The following is a 23,348-nucleotide window of genomic DNA, read 5'->3' as shown; positions in this document are numbered from 1 at the left end:
GTCAGCGGCTGAGGGCGGCCAGTTCCCTCGCCGCCTCCGTCAGGTCCTTCGCGGTGTCGATCGCCCGCCAGTAGGAGCCCTGCGGGATCGGGAAACCCGACAGCCGGCGTTCGCGGGCCAGCCGGGGGAACGTGGTCCGCTCGTGGTCGCCGCGCTCCGGGAGCAGCGCGGCGAAGGCCGGGGAGAAGACGTAGACGCCCGCGTTGATCTCGAAGGTCGACGGGGGTGCCTCGATGAAGTCGGTGATGCGGCCGAAGCCGTCCGTCTGCACGGCGCCCCACGGCAGCCGCGGCCGGGCCAGGGCGAGGGTCGCGACGGCGTCCCGCTCGGTGTGGAAGTCGGCCATGTCGCGCAGCGAGAAACGGGTCCAGATGTCGCCGTTGGTGGCGTACCAGGGGCGGTCCGGGTGCGGGAGGCGGGCGGCGGCGTAGCGGAGGCCGCCGCCGCGGCCGAGGGGCTCCGGCTCCACGACGGTCGTGACGGAGACGGGCAGGTCGGTGGTCTCCAGCCACTTCTGGAGGACCTCGGCGAGGTGGCCGCAGGAGACCACCACGTCCGTGACGCCCTCCTCGGCGAGCCAGGCGAGCTGGTGACCGATGATCGGCGTCCCCGTGCCGGGGATCTCGACCATCGGCTTGGGCCGGTCGTCGGTGTACGGGCGCAGCCGGGAACCCTGGCCGCCGGCCAGGACTACGGCTTGGGTGGGGCGGCGGGACGCGGTCGGGTCGGTCATGGCCGAACCCTACGCGGGTGTGATCGCGTGTACTGCGGTGCGTCGCGGTTCGGGCCGGGGTGCTGCGGTGGTTCGGCGGGCGCGGGGGGTACGCGGCTCGTCGCGCGGTTCCCCGCGCCCCTGGGCGGGCTGCCGGGCCGCCGGCGGCAAGGTCAGCCGTGCGCGGCCAGGACGCCGGAGGCGAAGGCCGTGTCGCAGACCGGGCGGGCGTAGGACTGGGCGCGGGTCGGGCCGTAGACGCGGACCGCGGCGCGGCCGAGGGCGCGGGCGATGGACGCGCAGTGCCTGGCGAGGGACGGGCGCTCGTTCACGGCCTCCTGCAGGTGCGTCAGGGCCACGCCCGGGTCGTCCTCCAGGAGCTCGGTCAGCAGCCGGTCGCGCAGCAGCTCGTGCGGGGCCCTGGCGGCGGCCGGTGAGGAGGCCGCGGGGGCGGCGGCGTCCGACGCGGTGAGCACCGAGTCGGCCGGGGCGCCCGACCAGTTGACCCGGGTGACGGCGAGGGTCCCGGAGAGCACCAGGACGACGGGCAGGACGAAGGCGAGGGAGCGGCCGATCCGGCGGGCGGGGCCCCGGCCGCGTCGCGTCTGCGGGATGGTGGAGTGCTTCACGGAGTGCTTCACGCGAGTGAGGGTAGCGTCCGGTAATGATTTGGCGACATTTAGTCACCGGTTCGGGGGATGAGGAAGCGGGACAGCGGGGGTAAGGGGTTGACGAACACGGTCGAAATGGGCGGTGTGCCGGGGTATTTGTCGACAAACGGGAAGGCCCCGCGCAGGCCGCGGGCATCACTACGCTAGATATCTCTCTCAAAGAATATCTGAGCGTAGTGATGCCCGCGGCCTTGCCGCGGGGCCCTTCCCGTTGTCGACAAATACCCCGGCACACCGCCCATTTCGACCCGTGTTCGTCAACCCCTTACCCCCGCTGTCCCGCTTCCTCATCCCCCGAACCGGTGACTAAATGTCGCCAAATCATTACCGGACGCTACCCTCACTCGCGTGAAGCACTCCGTGAAGCACTCCACCATCCCGCAGACGCGACGCGGCGGGGCCCCGCCCGCCGGATCGGCCGCTCCCTCGCCTTCGTCCTGCCCGTCGTCCTGGTGCTCTCCGGGACCCTCGCCGTCACCCGGGTCAACTGGTCGGGCGCCCGGCCGACTCGGTGCTCACCGCGTCGGACGCCGCCGCCCCCGCGGCCTCCTCACCGGCCGCCGCCAGGGCCCCGCACGAGCTGCTGCGCGACCGGCTGCTGACCGAGCTCCTGGAGGACGACCCGGGCGTGGCCCTGACGCACCTGCAGGAGGCCGTGAACGAGCGCCCGTCCCTCGCCAGGCACTGCGCGTCCATCGCCCGCGCCCTCGGCCGCGCCGCGGTCCGCGTCTACGGCCCGACCCGCGCCCAGTCCTACGCCCGCCCGGTCTGCGACACGGCCTTCGCCTCCGGCGTCCTGGCCGCGCACGGCTGACCTTGCCGCCGGCGGCCCGGCAGCCCGCCCAGGGGCGCGGGGAACCGCGCGACGAGCCGCGTACCCCCCGCGCCCGCCGAACCACCGCAGCACCCCGGCCCGAACCGCGACGCACCGCAGTACACGCGATCACACCCGCGTAGGGTTCGGCCATGACCGACCCGACCGCGTCCCGCCGCCCCACCCAAGCCGTAGTCCTGGCCGGCGGCCAGGGTTCCCGGCTGCGCCCGTACACCGACGACCGGCCCAAGCCGATGGTCGAGATCCCCGGCACGGGGACGCCGATCATCGGTCACCAGCTCGCCTGGCTCGCCGAGGAGGGCGTCACGGACGTGGTGGGTCTCCTGCGGCCACCTCGCCGAGGTCCTCCAGAAGTGGCTGGAGACCACCGACCTGCCCGTCTCCGTCACGACCGTCGTGGAGCCGGAGCCCCTCGGCCGCGGCGGCGGCCTCCGCTACGCCGCGCCCGCCTCCCGCACCCGGACCGCCCCTGGTACGCCACCAACGGCGACATCTGGACCCGTTTCTCGCTGCGCGACATGGCCGACTTCCACACCGAGCGGGACGCCGTCGCGACCCTCGCCCTGGCCCGGCCGCGGCTGCCGTGGGGCGCCGTGCAGACGGACGGCTTCGGCCGCATCACCGACTTCATCGAGGCACCCCCGTCGACCTTCGAGATCAACGCGGGCGTCTACGTCTTCTCCCCGGCCTTCGCCGCGCTGCTCCCGGAGCGCGGCGACCCACGAGCGGACCACGTTCCCCCGGCTGGCCCGCGAACGCCGGCTGTCGGGTTTCCCGATCCCGCAGGGCTCCTACTGGCGGGCGATCGACACCGCGAAGGACCTGACGGAGGCGGCGAGGGAACTGGCCGCCCTCAGCCGCTGACACCGGCGTCCACGGCAGACGGAAGGGGCCCCGCACCGAGTGGTGCGGGGCCCCTTCCGTGTCGTCCGCGCGGGCCGGGTCAGCCCAGCAGGCCGCCGACGAGTCCGGGCCGCCCGGGGGCGGTCGCGCCGCCCTCTTCGGCGCCGCCGGTGTCGCTCCCCGTGCCGGTGCCCGCGCCGCCCGTCGTGTCACCGCTGCCGGCCGCCGCTGGTGGCCGTACCGCCGCCGGTCGGTCCGGCGCTGGTGCTGGGGGCCTGTCCGGCCGGGGCGGACCGCTGCGGCGGGGCCTGGCCGCCGGTGGTGCCCTGGCCCTGGGTCCGGCTGGGCGCGCCGCCGGTCGCGGCGGACTCCGTGCCCCGGGTGGCGCCCGGCGCGGTCGCGGTGCCGCTCGGTCCGGTCGTCGTCCCGGCGGTGGCGCCCCCGGTCGGCGCGGTGGACGCCTCGGGGCTGCCGCCCCGCCGCTCGCCGGGGTCCCGGGGCAGTGCGGAGCCCGGCAGGTTGTTGCGCGGGCCCTCGCCGGGGCCGGGGACGACCACCCGGTCGGAGTCCCGTACGGCGCCGCCGAGCAGGGAGCCGACCAGCAGGGTGACGCCGGTGACGAGGAAGGTGATCAGCGCGCCGCGGCGCAGCACATGACGGCGCAGGTCCCAGATGTCGGCGCGGGGGCCGAGCCGACGCCAGGCGCCGCCGGCGAGCCGTCCGTCGACGGAGTACACGGGGGCGCCGCGATGATCAGCGGGGACCAGGCGGCGAGGTAGATGATGTCGGGCGCGTCGTAGGCGGGGACGCTCTTCCAGCTGACGGTGACCAGCAGGGCCGCGGAGAGGAACGCGCCGACCGCGGCGGCCACCCGCTGCCAGCAGCCGAGGACGGTCAGGACGCCGACGATGACCTGGAGGAAGGCGATGACCAGGCCGGAGCCGACCGGGTGGGCGAGGGCGAACTGCCGCAGCGGCTCGGCGACCTCCCACGGGTGCAGGGTGTTGAGCCACTTGACCATGGAGCCGCGCTCGCCGCCGTCGAAGTAGACGGGGTCGCAGAGCTTGCCCATGCCGGCGTAGGCGGAGATGAAGCCGAGGAAGACGCGCAGCGGGAGCAGGACGACGCCGAGGTTCATCCGGCGGCCGGGGAAGTAGGCGTGCCGGGAGGGGTCGTCGGCGTGGCGGCCGGTGCGCGGGCCGGCCGGGTCGAGGCCGTCGTCCGGGTCGTCGTCGTAGCCGTCGTAGCCGTCGTCGGGGTAGCCGGGCTGCTGGAAGCCGGGTTCGTCGTAGGCACTGCCGACGGTGCGCATGGCGGGGAGCAGCCGGGTGCCGTCGGGGCTGCCGTGGGTGCGCTGGGCGCCGACGACCGGGGTGGGGATCGTCCGGGTGGCGCCGAGGGCGTCGTCGTACCCGTCCCCGTACCCGTTGTCGCCGTCGAGGCGGGGGATGACCTGGGTGGCGCCGGCGTCGGCCGCGGCGGGCCGGCCGGCGCCCGCCCGTACGGCTTGGAGCAGCCGGTGGGCACCGGTGTCGTCCGGGTCGGACCGGCCGCTCCAGACGACGGGCCGGCGCCGGGCGGGCGCGGCGGGCATGCGGGCGGTGTCCTGGGTGGCGCTCAGGTGCCGCGTGATCCGCGCGGACGTGGTCCGCCGCGCCGAGGTTCCCAACTGCACGCGGAAGCTCGCGTGGTTGACGATGACCTGGGCCGGATCGCTCGGCACCTTCACCATGCTCAGCGCGGGAGCGTCGTCGATTCCCGACGAGCGGTCCCCCGTGGGTGTGCGGGGTGTTCTGGTGTCCACACTCATCTAACCGAGTGACGTGACGTTAGGACACTGCCTTGACCCGCCGGATCTGTCCGGACCCCGTCAAGATCAACCGCACCCGCCCGGCCGCCGTCAGGACCGCCTGCGCGCCGCCTCGTAGAGCACCACGCCCGCCGCGACACCGGCGTTGAGCGACTCGGCGCCGCCCGGCATCGGGATGCGCGCGCGGACGTCGCAGGTCTCCCCGACCAGCCGGGACAGGCCCTTGCCCTCGCTGCCGACGACGATGACGACCGGCCCGTCCAGTGCCTCCAGCTCGCCGATCTCGACCTCGCCGTCGGCGGCCAGGCCGACCACCACGGCGCCCGCCTTCTGGTACTGCTCCAGCGTGCGGGTCAGGTTGGTGGCGCGGGCGACGGGCGTCCGGGCGGCCGTGCCGGCGGAGGTCTTCCAGGCGCCCGCGGTCATCCCGGCGGCGCGCCGCTCGGGCACGACGACGCCGTGCCCTCCGAAGGCGGCGACGGAACGGACGACGGCGCCGAGGTTGCGCGGGTCGGTGACGCCGTCGAGGGCGACGATCAGCGCGTCCTCGCCGGCGTCGGCGGCGGCGTCGAGGAGGTCCTCGGGGTGGGCGTACTCGTACGGCGGGACCTGGAGGACGAGCCCCTGGTGGTTGAGGCCGTTGGTCATGCGGTCCAGTTCGGGGCGGGGCGCCTCCATGAGGTTGATGCCGCCGCGGTCGGCGGCGAGCTGGAGCGCCTCGCGGACCCGCTCGTCGCTGTCGATGAACTGCTGGACGTAGAGGGTGGAGGCGGGCACGCCCTCGCGCAGGGCCTCGTAGACCGGGTTGCGGCCGACGACCAGCTCGGAGGCGGACTTGCCGCCCCGGCGTCCCTGCGTGCGGGTCTGGGTGCGGCGCGTCTTGGCCTGCGCGGCGCGCTGCTTGGCGTGTCCCTTGCGCATCTCGGCGGGGGGCGTGGGTCCCTTGCCCTCCAGGCCCCGGCGCCGCTTGCCGCCGCTGCCGACCTGCGCGCCCTTCTTGCCGGACATGCGGCGGTTGTTAGCGGCCATGAGTGGGTGTCTCGCTCTCTTAAGGCTGTCGGTACGTCTTATGCAGTGTGCCGCCCGGGGGGCCGGGCGGCACAGTCGATCTTCGGTGACCCGGGGGTCAGCGGGGGCCGAGGCCCCAGCGCGGTCCCTGCGGGCTGTCCTCGATGACCAGTCCGGACTCGCCGAGCCGGTCCCGGATGGCGTCCGCGGTGGCCCAGTCCTTGCGGGACCGGGCGGCTTCCCGCTGGTCCAGCACGAGCCGTACGAGGCTGTCGACCACGCCGCTCAGGTCGTCACCGGCGTCGGTCCCGCCGGCCCAGTGGGCGTCGAGCGGGTCCAGGCCGAGCACGCCGAGCATGGCCCGGACCTCGGCGAGCCGCGCGACGGCGGCCTCCTTGTCGTCGGCGGCCAGCGCGCTGTTGCCCTGCCGGACGGTGGTGTGCACGACGGCGAGGGCCTGCGGGACGCCGAGGTCGTCGTCCATCGCGTCGGCGAAGGCGGGCGGCACCTCGGGGGCGGGTTCGACGGTGGTGCCGGCCAGTTCCCCGGCGCGCTGTACGAAGCCCTCGATCCGGGCGAAGGCGGCCTCGGCCTCGCGCAGCGACTCCTCGCTGTACTCGATGGTCGAGCGGTAGTGCGGGGTGCCCAGGTAGTACCGGAGCACGACGGGCCGCCACCGCTTGACCATCTCGCCGACGAGGACCGAGTTCCCGAGCGACTTGGACATCTTCTCGCCGCTCATGGTGACCCAGGCGTTGTGCACCCAGTACCGGGCGAACGCGTCACCGAAGCCTCTGGCCTGGGCGATCTCGTTCTCGTGGTGGGGGAAGATCAGGTCGATCCCGCCGCCGTGGATGTCGAACTCCTCGCCCAGGTACTTGTGCGCCATGGCGGAGCACTCCAGGTGCCAGCCGGGACGGCCGCGGCCCCAGGGCGTCTCCCAGCTCGGCTCGCCGGGCTTGGCCGCCTTCCACATGGCGAAGTCCCGGGGGTCTCGCTTGCCGGTCTCGCCCTCGCCGGAGGGCTGGCGCAGGTCGTCGATGTCCTGGTTGGACAGGGAGAGGTAGCCCGGCAGGGAGCGGACGTCGAAGTAGACGTTGCCCTCGGCCTCGTAGGCGTGACCGCGCTCGATGAGGCCGCGCATCATCTCGACCATCTCGGTGATGTGGCCGGTGGCGCGGGGTTCGTAGGTCGGCGGCAGGCAGCCGAGGGCGGCGTAGGCGTCGTTGAACGCCCGCTCGTTCTCGTAGCCGATGGACCACCAGGGGCGGTTCTGCTCGGCCGCCTTCCGGATGATCTTGTCGTCGATGTCGGTGACGTTGCGGATGAAGGTGACGTCGTAGCCGCGGTGGGCGAACCAGCGGCGCATGATGTCGAAGTTCAGCCCGGACCGGATGTGCCCGATGTGCGGGGCGGCCTGCACGGTGGCACCGCACAGGTAGATCGAGACACAGCCCGGTACGAGGGGGGCGAAGTCACGGATCTGCCGGGCGCTGGTGTCGTACAGCCGAATAGTCACGGGTCCAGGGTAGTGGGCCGCGGGCAGTGCCCCACGACCGTCACCCCGAGGGCCGCGCATTCGTGACACGGGCGCCCGGCGGGCGGTCCGGCCTACGCGGTGACGACCAGCGCCGTCGCCACCGCCATCAGCCCTTCCCCGCGGCCCGGGAAGCCGAGCCCGTCCGTCGTCGCGCCGGAGACGGAGACGGGGGCGCCGGCCGCCTCGGAGAGGATCTTCTCCGCCTCGGCGCGGCGCTTGCCGACCTTGGGGCGGGCGCCGACGACCTGCACGGCGACGTTCCCGATGCGGAAGCCGGCCGCGCGCACGATCCGCGCCGCCTCCGTCAGCAGGGTGACGCCCGACGCGCCGGACCACTCGGGGCGTCCGGTGCCGAAGTGCTGTCCCAGGTCGCCGAGGCCGGCGGCCGAGAAGAGCGCGTTGCACGCGGCGTGCGCGACGACGTCGGCGTCGGAGTGCCCGGCCAGTCCCGGCCCCTCGCCCTCCCACTTCAGTCCGGCGCACCACAGCTCGCGCCCGTCCTCGAAGGCGTGGATGTCGGTGCCGATGCCCACCCGGGGCAGGGGCGCCTGGGGGTATGTCTCAGAAGCCATCGTTGAGCCTCCTGCGGGCCAGGACCGCCTCGGCCAGCACCAGGTCCAGCGGGCGGGTCACCTTGAACGCCTCCTCGTGGCCCGGCACCACGACGACGGTCAGTCCGAGCTGCTCGACCATGCTCGCGTCGTCGGTGACGTTCTCCGTGACCTCCGCGTGGGCCCGCGCGAGGACCTGCCGGTCGAAGCCCTGGGGGGTCTGCACGGCCCGCAGCCGGGACCGGTCGGGCGTGGCCACCACGGGTTCCGGCGCGCCGGGCGCGGCGGCCGGGGTGACCTCCTTGACGGTGTCGGACGGCGGCAGCGCGGGCACCACCGCGGGGGCGCCGTCGCGGACCGCCTCGATGACGGCGTCCACCGTGTCCACGGGGACCAGCGGCCGGGCGGCGTCGTGCACGAGGACGACGTCGTACTCCGGCGGCAGCGCGTCCAGTCCGAGCCGTACGGACTCCTGGCGGGAGGCCCCGCCGGGGACGACCACGAAGTCGGTCCGCTCGGGCAGCGCGTGCGCGGCGAGCAGGCTCTTGACCTCGACGGCCCGTCGGGCGGTGCCACGACGACGACCAGGGAGACCGCGCGGGAGGCGGCCAGCGCGCGGACCGCGTGGATCAGCATGGGGGTGCCGCCCAGCGTGCGCAGGGCTTTCGGGGCGCCGGGACCGAGGCGTACGCCCCGGCCAGCGGCGGGGATGACGGCGGCGGTACGGGCCTCCGCGGGGCCGCCGGACGGGCCGTCCGCGGGGGCGGGACGCGATTCGTCAGACATCGGTTCCTGTCAGGTTTGTGTGCTGGCCTGGCGTGGGTATGGCCCTGGGAGTGCCGGGCGCGACGCCTTGACCGGACCCTTCCGTGACCCTGGTCGGGGCGGCTGTCCAGAGCCCGGCACCTCAGGACTCGGGGAAGATCCCCGGGAAGAGCGTACGAACAGCATCCCGGGCGTGTACCGGTTATGAACATGCCGCAGCGCCCGCGACGGCTGGGACGTCATCGGGCACCGCGGCATTTCATGTGCTGGGCCGAGCGGTTCCGCCTGGTTGCCTCAGGCGGTCCGTCTCAGGAGGCGAGCACCTCGTCGAGCAGGCTTCGGCCTTGTCCTCGTTGGTGTTCTCCGCGGAGCGCGAGCTCGCTGACCAGGATCTGGCGGGCCTTGGCGAGCATGCGCTTCTCACCGGCGGAGAGACCGCGCTCACGCTCCCGGCGCCACAGGTCGCGTACCACCTCCGCGACCTTGATGACATCGCCGGAGGCGAGCTTCTCCAGGTTTGCCTTGTAGCGGCGCGACCAGTTCGTGGGCTCCTCGGCGTACGGCGCGCGCAGCACCTCGAAGACCCGGTCCAGCCCGTCCTGACCGACCACATCACGCACGCCGACGAACTCCGCATTGTCCGCTGGCCACACGTACCGTCAGGTCGCCCTGGGCGACCTTCAGCACCAAGTAGGTCTTGTCCACGCCTTTGATCTGGCGAGTTTCGATAGCCTCGATCAGCGCGGCCCCCGTGATGGGGATAGACCACTGGTGTCGCCAACCTTGAACGTCATGTGACAGGTACCCCTTCCGTGGCTATCCAGGGGTAACACGGAAACGGCGGGTTCTGAATGGCGTTTTCGCAGGTCAGGGCATATCTCGGGGCTTGACAACAAGCAACCGGAACGTGCTGCGCGGGCCGATCGGAGAAGGTATTCGCAGGTCGGAGCGGCTCTCCGGGGCGCCGGAAACACCCCCGTCACACGTGCCCGGAGGCTCCGCCTGACGACCTAACATCCCCATATGTCCGGTTCCGTGTGTGCGACTTCCGCTACTCCGTTCGGCTCCGTCGGCGGCCTTCCGGCCGTTTCCGGAATTGATCACGACACGTTTCGCAGTACCCGCGGGTGATTCAATTTCCGCCGCCGCCCGCGTATTCCTTCACGGAAAAAAGTGCGGTCCCGTTCGGCCGGTGGTGTCGGGGGCGGGCCGCGGACGACTTCTCGGCTGAATGACGGCCGCTCGCCCGCCCCAATGTGACTGGGTGTGACGCGCCCACCCCGGGCGCCGTCCCGCGGGCCGCCCTCCGGGCGAAGGGGGAGCCCAGGGGGAGGGTCGGGTGCGGCGGCCCGGCCGACCTGGTCGGTAACCTGAAGCCGCTGACCATCACTTAGGGCGGCTTTATCCGTTGCCGCCGCCTCGACGAGGTCAAGGAGTTGCCGCCGCCGTGAGCAGCAGCCTTCGACGCGGCGCCCTCGCCGCCGCCGCCATCGCGTTCTCGATCGCCTCGCTCGCCGCGTGCGGTGCCGGCAATGGCGCCCAGGACGCTGGAGATCAAGCCGGACAACGCGGCGACGTCCGTCGGCGACATCAAGATCCAGAACGCGATCGTCATCACCCAGCCCGACCTGGAGTCGACCGGCCCGGCCGCCGTCTCCGCCACCTTCTTCAACAGCGGCTCCACCGATCAGAAGCTGGAGTCGATCCGCGTCGACGGCACCGGCAAGACCGCCGAGCTGAAGCCCGCCGAGGGCAAGGACCTCACCATCCCGGCCGGCGGTTCCCTGATCGTCGGCGGCGAGGGCAACGCCGCCGCCACGCTGCCCAGCAGCCGCGAGGCCGTCCAGACGGCAACGCGCAGAAGATCACCTTCACCTTCAGCAAGACCGGCGACGTCAGCCTGAAGGCGTTCGTCGTCCCGGCCGAGAGCTACTTCACCGGCTGGGGCCCGAGCGACGTCCCGACGGCACCGGACGAGACCCGGACCCGGCCACGTCGACCGCCACCGCCGACGAGGAGACCGAGAGCGAGCCGTCCGGCCCCGCGTCGGGCCGGCCCGGCGACGAGGCCGGCGAGTCGGACGGCCCGGAGTCGGGCACCCCGACCGACGCGGCCTCCGCCAGCGTCTCCGCCGACGCGGAGGACGCGGCCACTGAGCCGCGTACGGCCGCACACGCCGAAGGGCGGGACCCCCGGTGAGTCCGGGGGTCCCGCCCTTCGGCGTGGTGCGGCCGTACGCGGCTCAGTGGCCGGCGTCCTCCGCGTCGGCGGAGACGCTGGCGGAGGCCGCGTCGGTCGGGGTGCCCGACTCCGGGCCGTCCGACTCGCCGGCCTCGTCGCCGGGCCGGCCCGACGCGGGGCCGGACGGCTCGCTCTCGGTCTCCTCGTCGGCGGTGGCGGTCGACGTGGCCGGGTCCCGGGTCTCGTCCGGTGCCGTCGGGACGTCGCTCGGGCCCCAGCCGGTGAAGTAGCTCTCGGCCGGGACGACGAACGCCTTCAGGCTGACGTCGCCGGTCTTGCTGAAGGTGAAGGTGATCTTCTGCGCGTTGCCGTCCTGGACGGCCTCGCGGCTGCTGGGCAGCGTGGCGGCGGCGTTGCCCTCGCCGCCGACGATCAGGGAACCGCCGGCCGGGATGGTGAGGTCCTTGCCCTCGGCGGGCTTCAGCTCGGCGGTCTTGCCGGTGCCGTCGACGCGGATCGACTCCAGCTTCTGATCGGTGGAGCCGCTGTTGAAGAAGGTGGCGGAGACGGCGGCCGGGCCGGTCGACTCCAGGTCGGGCTGGGTGATGACGATCGCGTTCTGGATCTTGATGTCGCCGACGGACGTCGCCGCGTTGTCCGGCTTGATCTCCAGCGTCTGGGCGCCATTGCCGGCACCGCACGCGGCGAGCGAGGCGATCGAGAACGCGATGGCGGCGGCGGCGAGGGCGCCGCGTCGAAGGCTGCTGCTCACGGCGGCGGCAACTCCTTGACTCGTCGAGGCGGCGGCAACGGATAAAGCCGCCCTAAGTGATGGTCAGCGGCTTCAGGTTACCGACCAGGTCGGCCGCCGCCGCACCCGACCCTCCCCCTGGGCTCCCCCTTCGCCCGGAGGGCGGCCCGCGGGACGGCGCCCGGGGTGGCGCGTCACACCCGTCACATTGGGGCGGGCGAGCGGCCGTCATTCCGCCGAGAAGTCGTCCGCGGCCCGCCCCCGACACCACCGGCCGAACGGACCGCACTTTTTCCGTGAAGGAATACGCGGGCGGCGGCGGAATTGATCACCCGCGGGTACTGCGAACGTGTCGTGATCAATTCCGGAAACGGCCGGAAGGCCGCCGACGGAGCCGAACGGAGTAGCGGAAGTCGCACACACGGAACCGGACATATGGGGATGTTAGGTCGTCAGGCGGAGCCTCCGGGCACGTGTGACGGGGGTGTTTCCGGCGCCCCGGAGAGCCGCTCCGACCTGCGAATACCTTCTTCCGATCGGCCCGCGCAGCACGTTCCGGTTGCTGTTGTCAAGCCCCGAGATATGCCCTGACCTGCGAAAACGCCATTCAGAACCCGCCGTTTCCGTGTTACCCTGGATAGCCACGGAAGGGGTACCTGTCACATGACGTTCAAGGTTGGCGACACCGTGGTCTATCCCCATCACGGGGCCGCGCTGATCGAGGCTATCGAAACTCGCCAGATCAAAGGCGTGGACAAGACCTACTTGGTGCTGAAGGTCGCCCAGGGCGACCTGACGGTACGTGTGCCAGCGGACAATGCGGAGTTCGTCGGCGTGCGTGATGTGGTCGGTCAGGACGGGCTGGACCGGGTCTTCGAGGTGCTGCGCGCGCCGTACGCCGAGGAGCCCACGAACTGGTCGCGCCGCTACAAGGCAAACCTGGAGAAGCTCGCCTCCGGCGATGTCATCAAGGTCGCGGAGGTGGTACGCGACCTGTGGCGCCGGGAGCGTGAGCGCGGTCTCTCCGCCGGTGAGAAGCGCATGCTCGCCAAGGCCCGCCAGATCCTGGTCAGCGAGCTCGCGCTCGCGGAGAACACCAACGAGGACAAGGCCGAAGCCCTGCTCGACGAGGTGCTCGCCTCCTGAGACGGACCGCCTGAGGCAACCAGGCGGAACCGCTCGGCCCAGCACATGAAATGCCGCGGTGCCCGATGACGTCCCAGCCGTCGCGGGCGCTGCGGCATGTTCATAACCGGTACACGCCCGGGATGCTGTTCGTACGCTCTTCCCGGGGATCTTCCCCGAGTCCTGAGGTGCCGGGCTCTGGACAGCCGCCCCGACCAGGGTCACGGAAGGGTCCGGTCAAGGCGTCGCGCCCGGCACTCCCAGGGCCATACCCACGCCAGGCCAGCACACAAACCTGACAGGAACCGATGTCTGACGAATCGCGTCCCGCCCCCGCGGACGGCCCGTCCGGCGGCCCCGCGGAGGCCCGTACCGCCGCCGTCATCCCCGCCGCTGGCCGGGGCGTACGCCTCGGTCCCGGCGCCCCGAAAGCCCTGCGCACGCTGGGCGGCACCCCCATGCTGATCCACGCGGTCCGCGCGCTGGCCGCCTCCCGCGCGGTCTCCCTGGTCGTCGTCGTGGCACCGCCCGACGGGGCCGTCGAGGTCAAGAGCCTGCTCGCCGCGCACGCGCTGCCCGAGCGGACCGACTTCGTGGTCGTCCCCGGCGGGGCCTCCCGCCAGGAGTCCGTACGGCTCGGACTGGACGCGCTGCCGCCGGAGTACGACGTCGTCCTCGTGCACGACGCCGCCCGGCCGCTGGTCCCCGTGGACACGGTGGACGCCGTCATCGAGGCGGTCCGCGACGGCGCCCCCGCGGTGGTGCCCGCGCTGCCGCCGTCCGACACCGTCAAGGAGGTCACCCCGGCCGCCGCGCCCGGCGCGCCGGAACCCGTGGTGGCCACGCCCGACCGGTCCCGGCTGCGGGCCGTGCAGACCCCCCAGGGCTTCGACCGGCAGGTCCTCGCGCGGGCCCACGCGGAGGTCACGGAGAACGTCACCGACGACGCGAGCATGGTCGAGCAGCTCGGACTGACCGTCGTCGTGGTGCCGGGCCACGAGGAGGCGTTCAAGGTGACCCGCCCGCTGGACCTGGTGCTGGCCGAGGCGGTCCTGGCCCGCAGGAGGCTCAACGATGGCTTCTGAGACATACCCCCAGGCGCCCCTGCCCCGGGTGGGCATCGGCACCGACATCCACGCCTTCGAGGACGGGCGCGAGCTGTGGTGCGCCGGACTGAAGTGGGAGGGCGAGGGGCCGGGACTGGCCGGGCACTCCGACGCCGACGTCGTCGCGCACGCCGCGTGCAACGCGCTCTTCTCGGCCGCCGGCCTCGGCGACCTGGGACAGCACTTCGGCACCGGACGCCCCGAGTGGTCCGGCGCGTCGGGCGTCACCCTGCTGACGGAGGCGGCGCGGATCGTGCGCGCGGCCGGCTTCCGCATCGGGAACGTCGCCGTGCAGGTCGTCGGCGCCCGCCCCAAGGTCGGCAAGCGCCGCGCCGAGGCGGAGAAGATCCTCTCCGAGGCGGCCGGCGCCCCCGTCTCCGTCTCCGGCGCGACGACGGACGGGCTCGGCTTCCCGGGCCGCGGGGAAGGGCTGATGGCGGTGGCGACGGCGCTGGTCGTCACCGCGTAGGCCGGACCGCCCGCCGGGCGCCCGTGTCACGAATGCGCGGCCCTCGGGGTGACGGTCGTGGGGCACTGCCCGCGGCCCACTACCCTGGACCCGTGACTATTCGGCTGTACGACACCAGCGCCCGGCAGATCCGTGACTTCGCCCCCCTCGTACCGGGCTGTGTCTCGATCTACCTGTGCGGTGCCACCGTGCAGGCCGCCCCGCACATCGGGCACATCCGGTCCGGGCTGAACTTCGACATCATGCGCCGCTGGTTCGCCCACCGCGGCTACGACGTCACCTTCATCCGCAACGTCACCGACATCGACGACAAGATCATCCGGAAGGCGGCCGAGCAGAACCGCCCCTGGTGGTCCATCGGCTACGAGAACGAGCGGGCGTTCAACGACGCCTACGCCGCCCTCGGCTGCCTGCCGCCGACCTACGAACCCCGCGCCACCGGCCACATCACCGAGATGGTCGAGATGATGCGCGGCCTCATCGAGCGCGGTCACGCCTACGAGGCCGAGGGCAACGTCTACTTCGACGTCCGCTCCCTGCCGGGCTACCTCTCCCTGTCCAACCAGGACATCGACGACCTGCGCCAGCCCTCCGGCGAGGGCGAGACCGGCAAGCGAGACCCCCGGGACTTCGCCATGTGGAAGGCGGCCAAGCCCGGCGAGCCGAGCTGGGAGACGCCCTGGGGCCGCGGCCGTCCCGGCTGGCACCTGGAGTGCTCCGCCATGGCGCACAAGTACCTGGGCGAGGAGTTCGACATCCACGGCGGCGGGATCGACCTGATCTTCCCCCACCACGAGAACGAGATCGCCCAGGCCAGAGGCTTCGGTGACGCGTTCGCCCGGTACTGGGTGCACAACGCCTGGGTCACCATGAGCGGCGAGAAGATGTCCAAGTCGCTCGGGAACTCGGTCCTCGTCGGCGAGATGGTCAAGCGGTGGCGGCCCGTCGTGCTCCGGTACTACCTGGGCACCCCGCACTACCGCTCGACCATCGAGTACAGCGAGGAGTCGCTGCGCGAGGCCGAGGCCGCCTTCGCCCGGATCGAGGGCTTCGTACAGCGCGCCGGGGAACTGGCCGGCACCACCGTCGAACCCGCCCCCGAGGTGCCGCCCGCCTTCGCCGACGCGATGGACGACGACCTCGGCGTCCCGCAGGCCCTCGCCGTCGTGCACACCACCGTCCGGCAGGGCAACAGCGCGCTGGCCGCCGACGACAAGGAGGCCGCCGTCGCGCGGCTCGCCGAGGTCCGGGCCATGCTCGGCGTGCTCGGCCTGGACCCGCTCGACGCCCACTGGGCCGGCGGGACCGACGCCGGTGACGACCTGAGCGGCGTGGTCGACAGCCTCGTACGGCTCGTGCTGGACCAGCGGGAAGCCGCCCGGTCCCGCAAGGACTGGGCCACCGCGGACGCCATCCGGGACCGGCTCGGCGAGTCCGGACTGGTCATCGAGGACAGCCCGCAGGGACCGCGCTGGGGCCTCGGCCCCCGCTGACCCCCGGGTCACCGAAGATCGACTGTGCCGCCCGGCCCCCCGGGCGGCACACTGCATAAGACGTACCGACAGCCTTAAGAGAGCGAGACACCCACTCATGGCCGCTAACAACCGCCGCATGTCCGGCAAGAAGGGCGCGCAGGTCGGCAGCGGCGGCAAGCGGCGCCGGGGCCTGGAGGGCAAGGGACCCACGCCCCCCGCCGAGATGCGCAAGGGACACGCCAAGCAGCGCGCCGCGCAGGCCAAGACGCGCCGCACCCAGACCCGCACGCAGGGACGCCGGGGCGGCAAGTCCGCCTCCGAGCTGGTCGTCGGCCGCAACCCGGTCTACGAGGCCCTGCGCGAGGGCGTGCCCGCCTCCACCCTCTACGTCCAGCAGTTCATCGACAGCGACGAGCGGGTCCGCGAGGCGCTCCAGCTCGCCGCCGACCGCGGCGGCATCAACCTCATGGAGGCGCCCCGCCCCGAACTGGACCGCATGACCAACGGCCTCAACCACCAGGGGCTCGTCCTCCAGGTCCCGCCGTACGAGTACGCCCACCCCGAGGACCTCCTCGACGCCGCCGCCGACGCCGGCGAGGACGCGCTGATCGTCGCCCTCGACGGCGTCACCGACCCGCGCAACCTCGGCGCCGTCGTCCGTTCCGTCGCCGCCTTCGGAGGGCACGGCGTCGTCGTGCCCGAGCGGCGCGCCGCCGGGATGACCGCGGGCGCCTGGAAGACCTCCGCCGGCACGGCCGCCCGGACGCCCGTCGCCCGCGCCACCAACCTGACCCGCACGCTGGAGCAGTACCAGAAGGCGGGCGCCGTGGTGGTCGGCCTGGCCGCCGACGGCGAGGTCGAGATCGGCGAGCTGGAGGCACTGGACGGGCCGGTCGTCATCGTCGTCGGCAGCGAGGGCAAGGGCCTGTCCCGGCTGGTCGGGGAGACCTGCGACGTCCGCGCGCGCATCCCGATGCCGGGCGGCGCCGAGTCGCTCAACGCCGGTGTCGCGGCGGGCGTGGTGCTCTACGAGGCGGCGCGCAGGCGGTCCTGACGGCGGCCGGGCGGGTGCGGTTGATCTTGACGGGGTCCGGACAGATCCGGCGGGTCAAGGCAGTGTCCTAACGTCACGTCACTCGGTTAGATGAGTGTGGACACCAGAACACCCCGCACACCCACGGGGGACCGCTCGTCGGGAATCGACGACGCTCCCGCGCTGAGCATGGTGAAGGTGCCGAGCGATCCGGCCCAGGTCATCGTCAACCACGCGAGCTTCCGCGTGCAGTTGGGAACCTCGGCGCGGCGGACCACGTCCGCGCGGATCACGCGGCACCTGAGCGCCACCCAGGACACCGCCCGCATGCCCGCCGCGCCCGCCCGGCGCCGGCCCGTCGTCTGGAGCGGCCGGTCCGACCCGGACGACACCGGTGCCCACCGGCTGCTCCAAGCCGTACGGGCGGGCGCCGGCCGGCCCGCCGCGGCCGACGCCGGCGCCACCCAGGTCATCCCCCGCCTCGACGGCGACAACGGGTACGGGGACGGGTACGACGACGCCCTCGGCGCCACCCGGACGATCCCCACCCCGGTCGTCGGCGCCCAGCGCACCCACGGCAGCCCCGACGGCACCCGGCTGCTCCCCGCCATGCGCACCGTCGGCAGTGCCTACGACGAACCCGGCTTCCAGCAGCCCGGCTACCCCGACGACGGCTACGACGGCTACGACGACGACCCGGACGACGGCCTCGACCCGGCCGGCCCGCGCACCGGCCGCCACGCCGACGACCCCTCCCGGCACGCCTACTTCCCCGGCCGCCGGATGAACCTCGGCGTCGTCCTGCTCCCGCTGCGCGTCTTCCTCGGCTTCATCTCCGCCTACGCCGGCATGGGCAAGCTCTGCGACCCCGTCTACTTCGACGGCGGCGAGCGCGGCTCCATGGTCAAGTGGCTCAACACCCTGCACCCGTGGGAGGTCGCCGAGCCGCTGCGGCAGTTCGCCCTCGCCCACCCGGTCGGCTCCGGCCTGGTCATCGCCTTCCTCCAGGTCATCGTCGGCGTCCTGACCGTCCTCGGCTGCTGGCAGCGGGTGGCCGCCGCGGTCGGCGCGTTCCTCTCCGCGGCCCTGCTGGTCACCGTCAGCTGGAAGAGCGTCCCCGCCTACGACGCGCCCGACATCATCTACCTCGCCGCCTGGTCCCCGCTGATCATCGCGGGCGCCCCCGTGTACTCCGTCGACGGACGGCTCGCCGGCGGCGCCTGGCGTCGGCTCGGCCCCCGCGCCGACATCTGGGACCTGCGCCGTCATGTGCTGCGCCGCGGCGCGCTGATCACCTTCCTCGTCACCGGCGTCACCCTGCTGGTCGGCTCCCTGCTCGGCGGCGCCGTACGGGACTCCGACCGGGTGGTCGTCCCCGGCCCCGGCGAGGGCCCGCGCAACAACCTGCCGGGCTCCGCACTGCCCCGGGACCCCGGCGAGCGGCGGGGCGGCAGCCCCGAGGCGTCCACCGCGCCGACCGGGGGCGCCACCGCCGGGACGACGACCGGACCGAGCGGCACCGCGACCGCGCCGGGCGCCACCCGGGGCACGGAGTCCGCCGCGACCGGCGGCGCGCCCAGCCGGACCCAGGGCCAGGGCACCACCGGCGGCCAGGCCCCGCCGCAGCGGTCCGCCCCGGCCGGACAGGCCCCCAGCACCAGCGCCGGACCGACCGGCGGCGGTACGGCCACCAGCGGCGGCGGCAGCGGTGACACGACGGGCGGCGCGGGCACCGGCACGGGGAGCGACACCGGCGGCGCCGAAGAGGGCGGCGCGACCGCCCCCGGGCGGCCCGGACTCGTCGGCGGCCTGCTGGGCTGACCCGGCCCGCGCGGACGACACGGAAGGGGCCCCGCACCACTCGGTGCGGGGCCCCTTCCGTCTGCCGTGGACGCCGGTGTCAGCGGCTGAGGGCGGCCAGTTCCCTCGCCGCCTCCGTCAGGTCCTTCGCGGTGTCGATCGCCCGCCAGTAGGAGCCCTGCGGGATCGGGAAACCCGACAGCCGGCGTTCGCGGGCCAGCCGGGGGAACGTGGTCCGCTCGTGGTCGCCGCGCTCCGGGAGCAGCGCGGCGAAGGCCGGGGAGAAGACGTAGACGCCCGCGTTGATCTCGAAGGTCGACGGGGGTGCCTCGATGAAGTCGGTGATGCGGCCGAAGCCGTCCGTCTGCACGGCGCCCCACGGCAGCCGCGGCCGGGCCAGGGCGAGGGTCGCGACGGCGTCCCGCTCGGTGTGGAAGTCGGCCATGTCGCGCAGCGAGAAACGGGTCCAGATGTCGCCGTTGGTGGCGTACCAGGGGCGGTCCGGGTGCGGGAGGCGGGCGGCGGCGTAGCGGAGGCCGCCGCCGCGGCCGAGGGGCTCCGGCTCCACGACGGTCGTGACGGAGACGGGCAGGTCGGTGGTCTCCAGCCACTTCTGGAGGACCTCGGCGAGGTGGCCGCAGGAGACCACCACGTCCGTGACGCCCTCCTCGGCGAGCCAGGCGAGCTGGTGACCGATGATCGGCGTCCCCGTGCCGGGGATCTCGACCATCGGCTTGGGCCGGTCGTCGGTGTACGGGCGCAGCCGGGAACCCTGGCCGCCGGCCAGGACTACGGCTTGGGTGGGGCGGCGGGACGCGGTCGGGTCGGTCATGGCCGAACCCTACGCGGGTGTGATCGCGTGTACTGCGGTGCGTCGCGGTTCGGGCCGGGGTGCTGCGGTGGTTCGGCGGGCGCGGGGGGTACGCGGCTCGTCGCGCGGTTCCCCGCGCCCCTGGGCGGGCTGCCGGGCCGCCGGCGGCAAGGTCAGCCGTGCGCGGCCAGGACGCCGGAGGCGAAGGCCGTGTCGCAGACCGGGCGGGCGTAGGACTGGGCGCGGGTCGGGCCGTAGACGCGGACCGCGGCGCGGCCGAGGGCGCGGGCGATGGACGCGCAGTGCCTGGCGAGGGACGGGCGCTCGTTCACGGCCTCCTGCAGGTGCGTCAGGGCCACGCCCGGGTCGTCCTCCAGGAGCTCGGTCAGCAGCCGGTCGCGCAGCAGCTCGTGCGGGGCCCTGGCGGCGGCCGGTGAGGAGGCCGCGGGGGCGGCGGCGTCCGACGCGGTGAGCACCGAGTCGGCCGGGGCGCCCGACCAGTTGACCCGGGTGACGGCGAGGGTCCCGGAGAGCACCAGGACGACGGGCAGGACGAAGGCGAGGGAGCGGCCGATCCGGCGGGCGGGGCCCCGGCCGCGTCGCGTCTGCGGGATGGTGGAGTGCTTCACGGAGTGCTTCACGCGAGTGAGGGTAGCGTCCGGTAATGATTTGGCGACATTTAGTCACCGGTTCGGGGGATGAGGAAGCGGGACAGCGGGGGTAAGGGGTTGACGAACACGGGTCGAAATGGGCGGTGTGCCGGGGTATTTGTCGACAACGGGAAGGGCCCCGCGGCAAGGCCGCGGGGCCCTTTTCGTCAACGCGGGTGAATGTCAGTCGTGGAGACGCTCGCCCGTGGAGGTCGAGAACACGTGGGTCTCGCCGGGCCGCGGCACGACGTGCACCGTGGCGCCCTTCTCGGGCACCGCGCGGCTGTTGACGCGGACCACGAGGTCCTTGGTCTCGCCGCCGACCTGGACGGTGCCGTAGACGTAGCCGTCGGCGCCGGTCTCCTCGACGACGTTGACCGAGACGGCGAGACCGGCCGGGGCACTCGCGGTGTCCTTGGCGAGGCCCGCGGTGGCGGCGCCGCCGTGCTCGACCACGTCGAAGTGCTCGGGGCGGACGCCGACGGTGACCGTGCGGTCGCCGCGGTCGGCGGCGGCCTTGAGCGCGTCCCGGCTGACCGGCACCACGCTGTTGCCGAACTTCACGCCGCCGTCGGTGATCGGCACCTCGACGAGGTTCATCGCGGGGGAGCCGATGAAGCCGGCGACGAAGAGGTTGGCGGGCTTGTCGTACATGTTGCGCGGGGTGTCGACCTGCTGGAGCAGACCGTCCTTGAGGACCGCCACCCGGTCGCCCATCGTCATGGCCTCGACCTGGTCGTGGGTGACGTAGACGGTGGTGATGCCCAGGCGGCGCTGGAGGGAGGCGATCTGCGTACGGGTGGAGACGCGGAGCTTGGCGTCCAGGTTGGACAGCGGCTCGTCCATGAGGAAGACCTGCGGCTCACGGACGATCGCGCGGCCCATCGCGACGCGCTGGCGCTGACCGCCGGAGAGCGCCTTCGGCTTGCGGTCCAGGTACTCGGAGAGGTCGAGGATCTTCGCGGCCTCCTCGACCTTCTGCCGGATCTCCGCCTTGTTCACGCCGGCGATCTTCAGGGCGAAGCCCATGTTGTCGGCGACGGTCATGTGCGGGTACAGGGCGTAGTTCTGGAACACCATGGCGATGTCCCGGTCCTTGGGCGGCAGGTGCGTGACGTCGCGGTCGCCGATGCGGATGGCGCCGCCGTTGACGTCCTCCAGGCCCGCGAGCATGCGCAGGGAGGTGGACTTGCCGCAGCCGGACGGGCCGACGAGGACGAGGAACTCGCCGTCCGCGATCTCGATGTCGAGGCCGTCGACGGCGGGCTTGGTGGAACCCGGGTAGATCCGGGTCGCCTTGTCGAACGTGACAGTGGCCATGGTGAGGGGCCCCCTTCTACCGGCAGGAACGTGCCGGACGATCCGTTGTAGGAAGGCGGTGCCGCGGCGGACGGGGCCGACGCGGTGTCCGTGGATGTTCGGTTGTGGAGGTTCGCGCCCGGTGTGGGCCACACGAGTGAACCGGGTCAGGACGCTACCCCGCGTTCACCTGGTCTGTCAGTACCTGGGGGGCTGTGAACTTCGCCGGACGTCCCGTAACGCCGGGCGAGGGCGACGACGGCGCCGGCGACGGCCCGGCGCAGCGCGGCGGGGGCCAGTACCTCCGCCTCCGCGCCGAGGCGCAGCAGATCGCCCACCGCGACGGCCTCCGTCTCGACGGACAGCTCCACCTCCGTCCAGCCGTCCGGACCCGGCGGTCCGGCGTCCGCCAGGGCCCGTGTCCCCGCCGCCCCGAACAGCATCGGCAGCAGCCCGCGGCCCCGGGGCGAGATCCGCAGCCGGGCCGTGTCCTGGTGCAGCCGGTCCGCCAGGCGCCGGGCGGACTCCTCCCAGTGGGCGGCGAGCGCGAAGCCGGCCGGCCGGTCGAAGACCTCGTCGGTGACCTCCGCGTCGAGGAAGCGGGAGACGCGGTAGGTGCGGGGTGCGGGGTCCGCGCCGGCCGTCGCCACCAGGTACCAGATGCCGCCCTTGAGGACGAGGCCCAGCGGGCGCACCTCCCGGTGCGCATCGGTCCCGGACCAGCGCCGGTAGCGGGCGCGGACGGTCCGCTGCTCCCAGACCCCCCGCGCGATCGCCGCCAGGTGCGGGACCGGGTCGGCGTCCCGGAACCACGCCGGGGTGTCCAGGTGGAACCGCTCCTGGACGCGGGCCGCCCGGCCGGCGGCCCCGGCGGGCAGCGCGGCCCGCAGCTTGAGCTGGGCGGTCGTCAGGAAGGCGCCGAGGCCCAGGTCGCGGGCCGGGCCCGGCGCCCCGGCGAGGAACAGGGAGGTCGCCTCGTCGCCGGTGAGGCCGGTCAGCCGGGTGCGGTAGCCGTCCATCAGGCGGTAGCCGCCGGCCGGGCCGCGGTCGGCGGTCACCGGGACGCCGGCCGCGCCGAGCGCCTCGACGTCCCGGTAGACCGTGCGGACGGAGACCTCCAGGGCGGCGGCGAGTTCCGGCGCGGTCATCCGGCCGCGGTTCTGCAGCAGCAGGAGCAGGGAGAGGAGCCGGTCGGCGCGCATGGCGGCCATTGTGGCCGGTGCGGTGCCGTACCTGACAGGAGATGTCAGGTACGGCGTCCACCGTGGTGCCGGGGCATCGCCCGACGTACCGACGAGAGGACCCGTTCATGACCGGCACCACCCGCGCCACCGGACACTTCACCGCCGCCGACTGGAAGGAGCACCCGATCACCCCGGCCGACGCGAGCCCGCGCCTGGCCCGCGCGACCGTGACCAACACCTTCACCGGCGGCATCGAGGCCGCCGGCACGGACTGCGCGTACGCCATCGTCTACGTCCCCGGCGGCACCGGCACCTTCGCCGGCATCGAGTTGTTCAGCGGCCGGCTCGACGGCCGGGTGGGGGCCTTCGCGGTCGAGGAGCGGGGCTCCTTCGGCGCCGACGGGACCGTGCGCTGCGTCTTCGAGGTCGTCGCCGGATCGGGCACCGGGGAGCTGGCCGGGCTGCGCGGCACGGGGGAGTTCACCGCCCGGCACGGGGAGGAGCGGGTGGCGTACACCTTCGCCTACACACTGGGGTGACGGGCGGGCCCCCGCGGTCCGGGGAACTTCCTGGCTAGCGGAAAGCGAGGCTGTGTACAGTGGAGCCGCCTTCGCGCGGCTTCGCGCGCGGCGCCTCCTTAGCTCAGCTGGCCAGAGCAACGCACTTGTAATGCGTAGGTCGTCGGTTCGAATCCGACAGGGGGCTCACGGTGAGAACGGCTCCCCGCCT

At 73.4% G+C, this 23,348-nt stretch carries 18 protein-coding genes, 1 tRNA gene and 5 pseudogenes; 11 read left to right on the top strand and 13 right to left on the bottom strand.

The features are described from left to right. Nucleotide 1: 1 nt before the first annotated feature. Together Sdagh_RS19785 and Sdagh_RS19780 are read right to left on the bottom strand one after the other, a co-directional pair. On the bottom strand, nucleotides 2-733 hold the full coding sequence (locus Sdagh_RS19785; RefSeq protein ID WP_189421876.1) for a nucleotidyltransferase family protein: 732 nt from the start codon (nucleotides 731-733) through the stop codon (nucleotides 2-4). 152 nt (nucleotides 734-885) lie between these two features. After that, entirely contained in the window at nucleotides 886-1,341 is a 456-nt protein-coding gene (locus Sdagh_RS19780) for a hypothetical protein (protein WP_189421901.1), read from the bottom strand. A gap of 402 nt (nucleotides 1,342-1,743) precedes the next feature. On the opposite strand from Sdagh_RS19780, the pseudogene Sdagh_RS19775 reads away from it, so the two are divergent. Both Sdagh_RS19775 and Sdagh_RS19770 read left to right on the top strand, forming a co-directional pair. Next, a pseudogene (locus tag Sdagh_RS19775) lies at nucleotides 1,744-2,197 on the top strand (hypothetical protein). A 152-nt stretch (nucleotides 2,198-2,349) separates the two neighbouring features. Further along, a pseudogene (locus tag Sdagh_RS19770) lies at nucleotides 2,350-3,082 on the top strand (nucleotidyltransferase family protein). A 79-nt stretch (nucleotides 3,083-3,161) separates the two neighbouring features. Here Sdagh_RS19770 and Sdagh_RS19765 read toward each other — a convergent pair. The 6 genes and pseudogenes from Sdagh_RS19765 to Sdagh_RS37180 form a co-directional block, all read right to left on the bottom strand. Beyond that, a pseudogene (locus Sdagh_RS19765) lies at nucleotides 3,162-4,871 on the bottom strand (DoxX family protein). Nucleotides 4,872-4,961: 90 nt separating this feature from the next. Then, complete coding sequence (gene rlmB, locus Sdagh_RS19760; protein WP_189421874.1) at nucleotides 4,962-5,900, bottom strand: 23S rRNA (guanosine(2251)-2'-O)-methyltransferase RlmB; 939 nt, start codon at nucleotides 5,898-5,900, stop codon at nucleotides 4,962-4,964. A gap of 97 nt (nucleotides 5,901-5,997) precedes the next feature. Next, complete coding sequence (cysS, locus tag Sdagh_RS19755) at nucleotides 5,998-7,398, bottom strand: cysteine--tRNA ligase (RefSeq protein ID WP_189421873.1); 1,401 nt, start codon at nucleotides 7,396-7,398, stop codon at nucleotides 5,998-6,000. Between the two features lie 92 nt (nucleotides 7,399-7,490). Continuing rightward, nucleotides 7,491-7,991, bottom strand: coding sequence for a 2-C-methyl-D-erythritol 2,4-cyclodiphosphate synthase (gene ispF, locus Sdagh_RS19750; RefSeq protein ID WP_189421872.1), 501 nt, complete (start codon nucleotides 7,989-7,991; stop codon nucleotides 7,491-7,493). Next, nucleotides 7,981-8,756, bottom strand: a pseudogene (gene ispD, locus Sdagh_RS19745) (2-C-methyl-D-erythritol 4-phosphate cytidylyltransferase). Before ispD (Sdagh_RS19745) ends, ispF (Sdagh_RS19750) begins: the two are co-directional and overlap by 11 nt. 287 nt (nucleotides 8,757-9,043) lie before the next feature. Further along, nucleotides 9,044-9,355: a CarD family transcriptional regulator gene (locus Sdagh_RS37180; protein WP_443732404.1), complete on the bottom strand. Its 312-nt coding sequence runs from the start codon at nucleotides 9,353-9,355 to the stop codon at nucleotides 9,044-9,046. An 827-nt stretch (nucleotides 9,356-10,182) separates the two neighbouring features. Between Sdagh_RS37180 and Sdagh_RS19735 the strand changes: the two are divergent. After that, nucleotides 10,183-10,934, top strand: a pseudogene (locus Sdagh_RS19735) (copper chaperone PCu(A)C domain-containing protein). A 43-nt stretch (nucleotides 10,935-10,977) separates the two neighbouring features. On the opposite strand, the gene Sdagh_RS19730 reads toward Sdagh_RS19735, so the two are convergent. Continuing rightward, nucleotides 10,978-11,688: a copper chaperone PCu(A)C domain-containing protein gene (locus Sdagh_RS19730; protein WP_189421870.1), complete on the bottom strand. Its 711-nt coding sequence runs from the start codon at nucleotides 11,686-11,688 to the stop codon at nucleotides 10,978-10,980. 642 nt (nucleotides 11,689-12,330) lie between these two features. Here Sdagh_RS19730 and Sdagh_RS19725 point away from each other — a divergent pair. The 6 genes from Sdagh_RS19725 to Sdagh_RS19700 all read left to right on the top strand — a co-directional run bounded on the left by Sdagh_RS19725 (nucleotide 12,331) and on the right by Sdagh_RS19700 (nucleotide 18,696). Beyond that, nucleotides 12,331-12,813 (top strand): CarD family transcriptional regulator, encoded by a 483-nt coding sequence (locus tag Sdagh_RS19725; RefSeq protein ID WP_003953493.1) that lies wholly within the window; start codon nucleotides 12,331-12,333, stop codon nucleotides 12,811-12,813. Nucleotides 12,814-13,100: 287 nt separating this feature from the next. Further along, entirely contained in the window at nucleotides 13,101-13,877 is a 777-nt protein-coding gene (gene ispD, locus Sdagh_RS19720) for a 2-C-methyl-D-erythritol 4-phosphate cytidylyltransferase (RefSeq protein ID WP_190078042.1), read from the top strand. Further along, nucleotides 13,867-14,367, top strand: coding sequence for a 2-C-methyl-D-erythritol 2,4-cyclodiphosphate synthase (gene ispF / locus Sdagh_RS19715; RefSeq protein WP_189421872.1), 501 nt, complete (start codon nucleotides 13,867-13,869; stop codon nucleotides 14,365-14,367). Before ispD (Sdagh_RS19720) ends, ispF (Sdagh_RS19715) begins: the two co-directional genes overlap by 11 nt. A gap of 92 nt (nucleotides 14,368-14,459) precedes the next feature. After that, nucleotides 14,460-15,860: a cysteine--tRNA ligase gene (gene cysS / locus Sdagh_RS19710; RefSeq protein WP_189421873.1), complete on the top strand. Its 1,401-nt coding sequence runs from the start codon at nucleotides 14,460-14,462 to the stop codon at nucleotides 15,858-15,860. A gap of 97 nt (nucleotides 15,861-15,957) precedes the next feature. Further along, on the top strand, nucleotides 15,958-16,896 hold the full coding sequence (gene rlmB / locus Sdagh_RS19705; RefSeq protein WP_189421874.1) for a 23S rRNA (guanosine(2251)-2'-O)-methyltransferase RlmB: 939 nt from the start codon (nucleotides 15,958-15,960) through the stop codon (nucleotides 16,894-16,896). A gap of 90 nt (nucleotides 16,897-16,986) precedes the next feature. Then, entirely contained in the window at nucleotides 16,987-18,696 is a 1,710-nt protein-coding gene (locus tag Sdagh_RS19700) for a DoxX family protein (RefSeq protein WP_190011600.1), read from the top strand. Nucleotides 18,697-18,775: 79 nt separating this feature from the next. On the opposite strand, the gene Sdagh_RS19695 is transcribed toward Sdagh_RS19700, so the two are convergent. From Sdagh_RS19695 to Sdagh_RS19680, 4 genes are all read right to left on the bottom strand, one after another. Then, nucleotides 18,776-19,507 (bottom strand): nucleotidyltransferase family protein, encoded by a 732-nt coding sequence (locus tag Sdagh_RS19695; RefSeq protein WP_189421876.1) that lies wholly within the window; start codon nucleotides 19,505-19,507, stop codon nucleotides 18,776-18,778. 152 nt (nucleotides 19,508-19,659) lie between these two features. Then, nucleotides 19,660-20,115, bottom strand: a complete 456-nt coding sequence (locus tag Sdagh_RS19690; protein WP_189421901.1) for a hypothetical protein — start codon at nucleotides 20,113-20,115, stop codon at nucleotides 19,660-19,662. A gap of 204 nt (nucleotides 20,116-20,319) precedes the next feature. After that, a complete protein-coding gene (locus Sdagh_RS19685; protein ID WP_189421877.1) occupies nucleotides 20,320-21,456 on the bottom strand; it encodes an ABC transporter ATP-binding protein in 1,137 nt (378 codons plus the stop codon). Nucleotides 21,457-21,602: 146 nt separating this feature from the next. After that, entirely contained in the window at nucleotides 21,603-22,637 is a 1,035-nt protein-coding gene (locus Sdagh_RS19680) for a helix-turn-helix transcriptional regulator (protein WP_190078041.1), read from the bottom strand. 107 nt (nucleotides 22,638-22,744) lie between these two features. Between Sdagh_RS19680 and Sdagh_RS19675 the strand changes: the two genes are divergently transcribed. Next, complete coding sequence (locus Sdagh_RS19675) at nucleotides 22,745-23,158, top strand: DUF3224 domain-containing protein (protein WP_190078040.1); 414 nt, start codon at nucleotides 22,745-22,747, stop codon at nucleotides 23,156-23,158. Between the two features lie 92 nt (nucleotides 23,159-23,250). Next, nucleotides 23,251-23,324 (top strand) — tRNA-Thr (locus tag Sdagh_RS19670). Nucleotides 23,325-23,348: the final 24 nt, after the last annotated feature.

This window comes from Streptomyces daghestanicus, assembly GCF_020521275.1.
Classification (GTDB): Bacteria; Actinomycetota; Actinomycetes; order Streptomycetales; family Streptomycetaceae; genus Streptomyces; species Streptomyces griseoviridis.
Note: the sequence above shows the minus strand (reverse complement) of the source record. Positions and strands in the feature narration are given on the sequence as shown.

Coding starts and splice junctions, on each gene's coding strand:
- Sdagh_RS19785 (WP_189421876.1), bottom strand. CDS start 733: ATGACCGACCCGACCGCGTCCCGCCGCCCCACCCAAGCCGTAGTCCTG.
- rlmB (WP_189421874.1), bottom strand. CDS start 5,900: ATGGCCGCTAACAACCGCCGCATGTCCGGCAAGAAGGGCGCGCAGGTC.
- ispF (WP_189421872.1), bottom strand. CDS start 7,991: ATGGCTTCTGAGACATACCCCCAGGCGCCCCTGCCCCGGGTGGGCATC.
- Sdagh_RS19725 (WP_003953493.1), top strand. CDS start 12,331: ATGACGTTCAAGGTTGGCGACACCGTGGTCTATCCCCATCACGGGGCC.
- ispD (WP_190078042.1), top strand. CDS start 13,101: ATGTCTGACGAATCGCGTCCCGCCCCCGCGGACGGCCCGTCCGGCGGC.
- ispF (WP_189421872.1), top strand. CDS start 13,867: ATGGCTTCTGAGACATACCCCCAGGCGCCCCTGCCCCGGGTGGGCATC.
- rlmB (WP_189421874.1), top strand. CDS start 15,958: ATGGCCGCTAACAACCGCCGCATGTCCGGCAAGAAGGGCGCGCAGGTC.
- Sdagh_RS19700 (WP_190011600.1), top strand. CDS start 16,987: ATGAGTGTGGACACCAGAACACCCCGCACACCCACGGGGGACCGCTCG.
- Sdagh_RS19695 (WP_189421876.1), bottom strand. CDS start 19,507: ATGACCGACCCGACCGCGTCCCGCCGCCCCACCCAAGCCGTAGTCCTG.
- Sdagh_RS19685 (WP_189421877.1), bottom strand. CDS start 21,456: ATGGCCACTGTCACGTTCGACAAGGCGACCCGGATCTACCCGGGTTCC.
- Sdagh_RS19680 (WP_190078041.1), bottom strand. CDS start 22,637: ATGCGCGCCGACCGGCTCCTCTCCCTGCTCCTGCTGCTGCAGAACCGC.
- Sdagh_RS19675 (WP_190078040.1), top strand. CDS start 22,745: ATGACCGGCACCACCCGCGCCACCGGACACTTCACCGCCGCCGACTGG.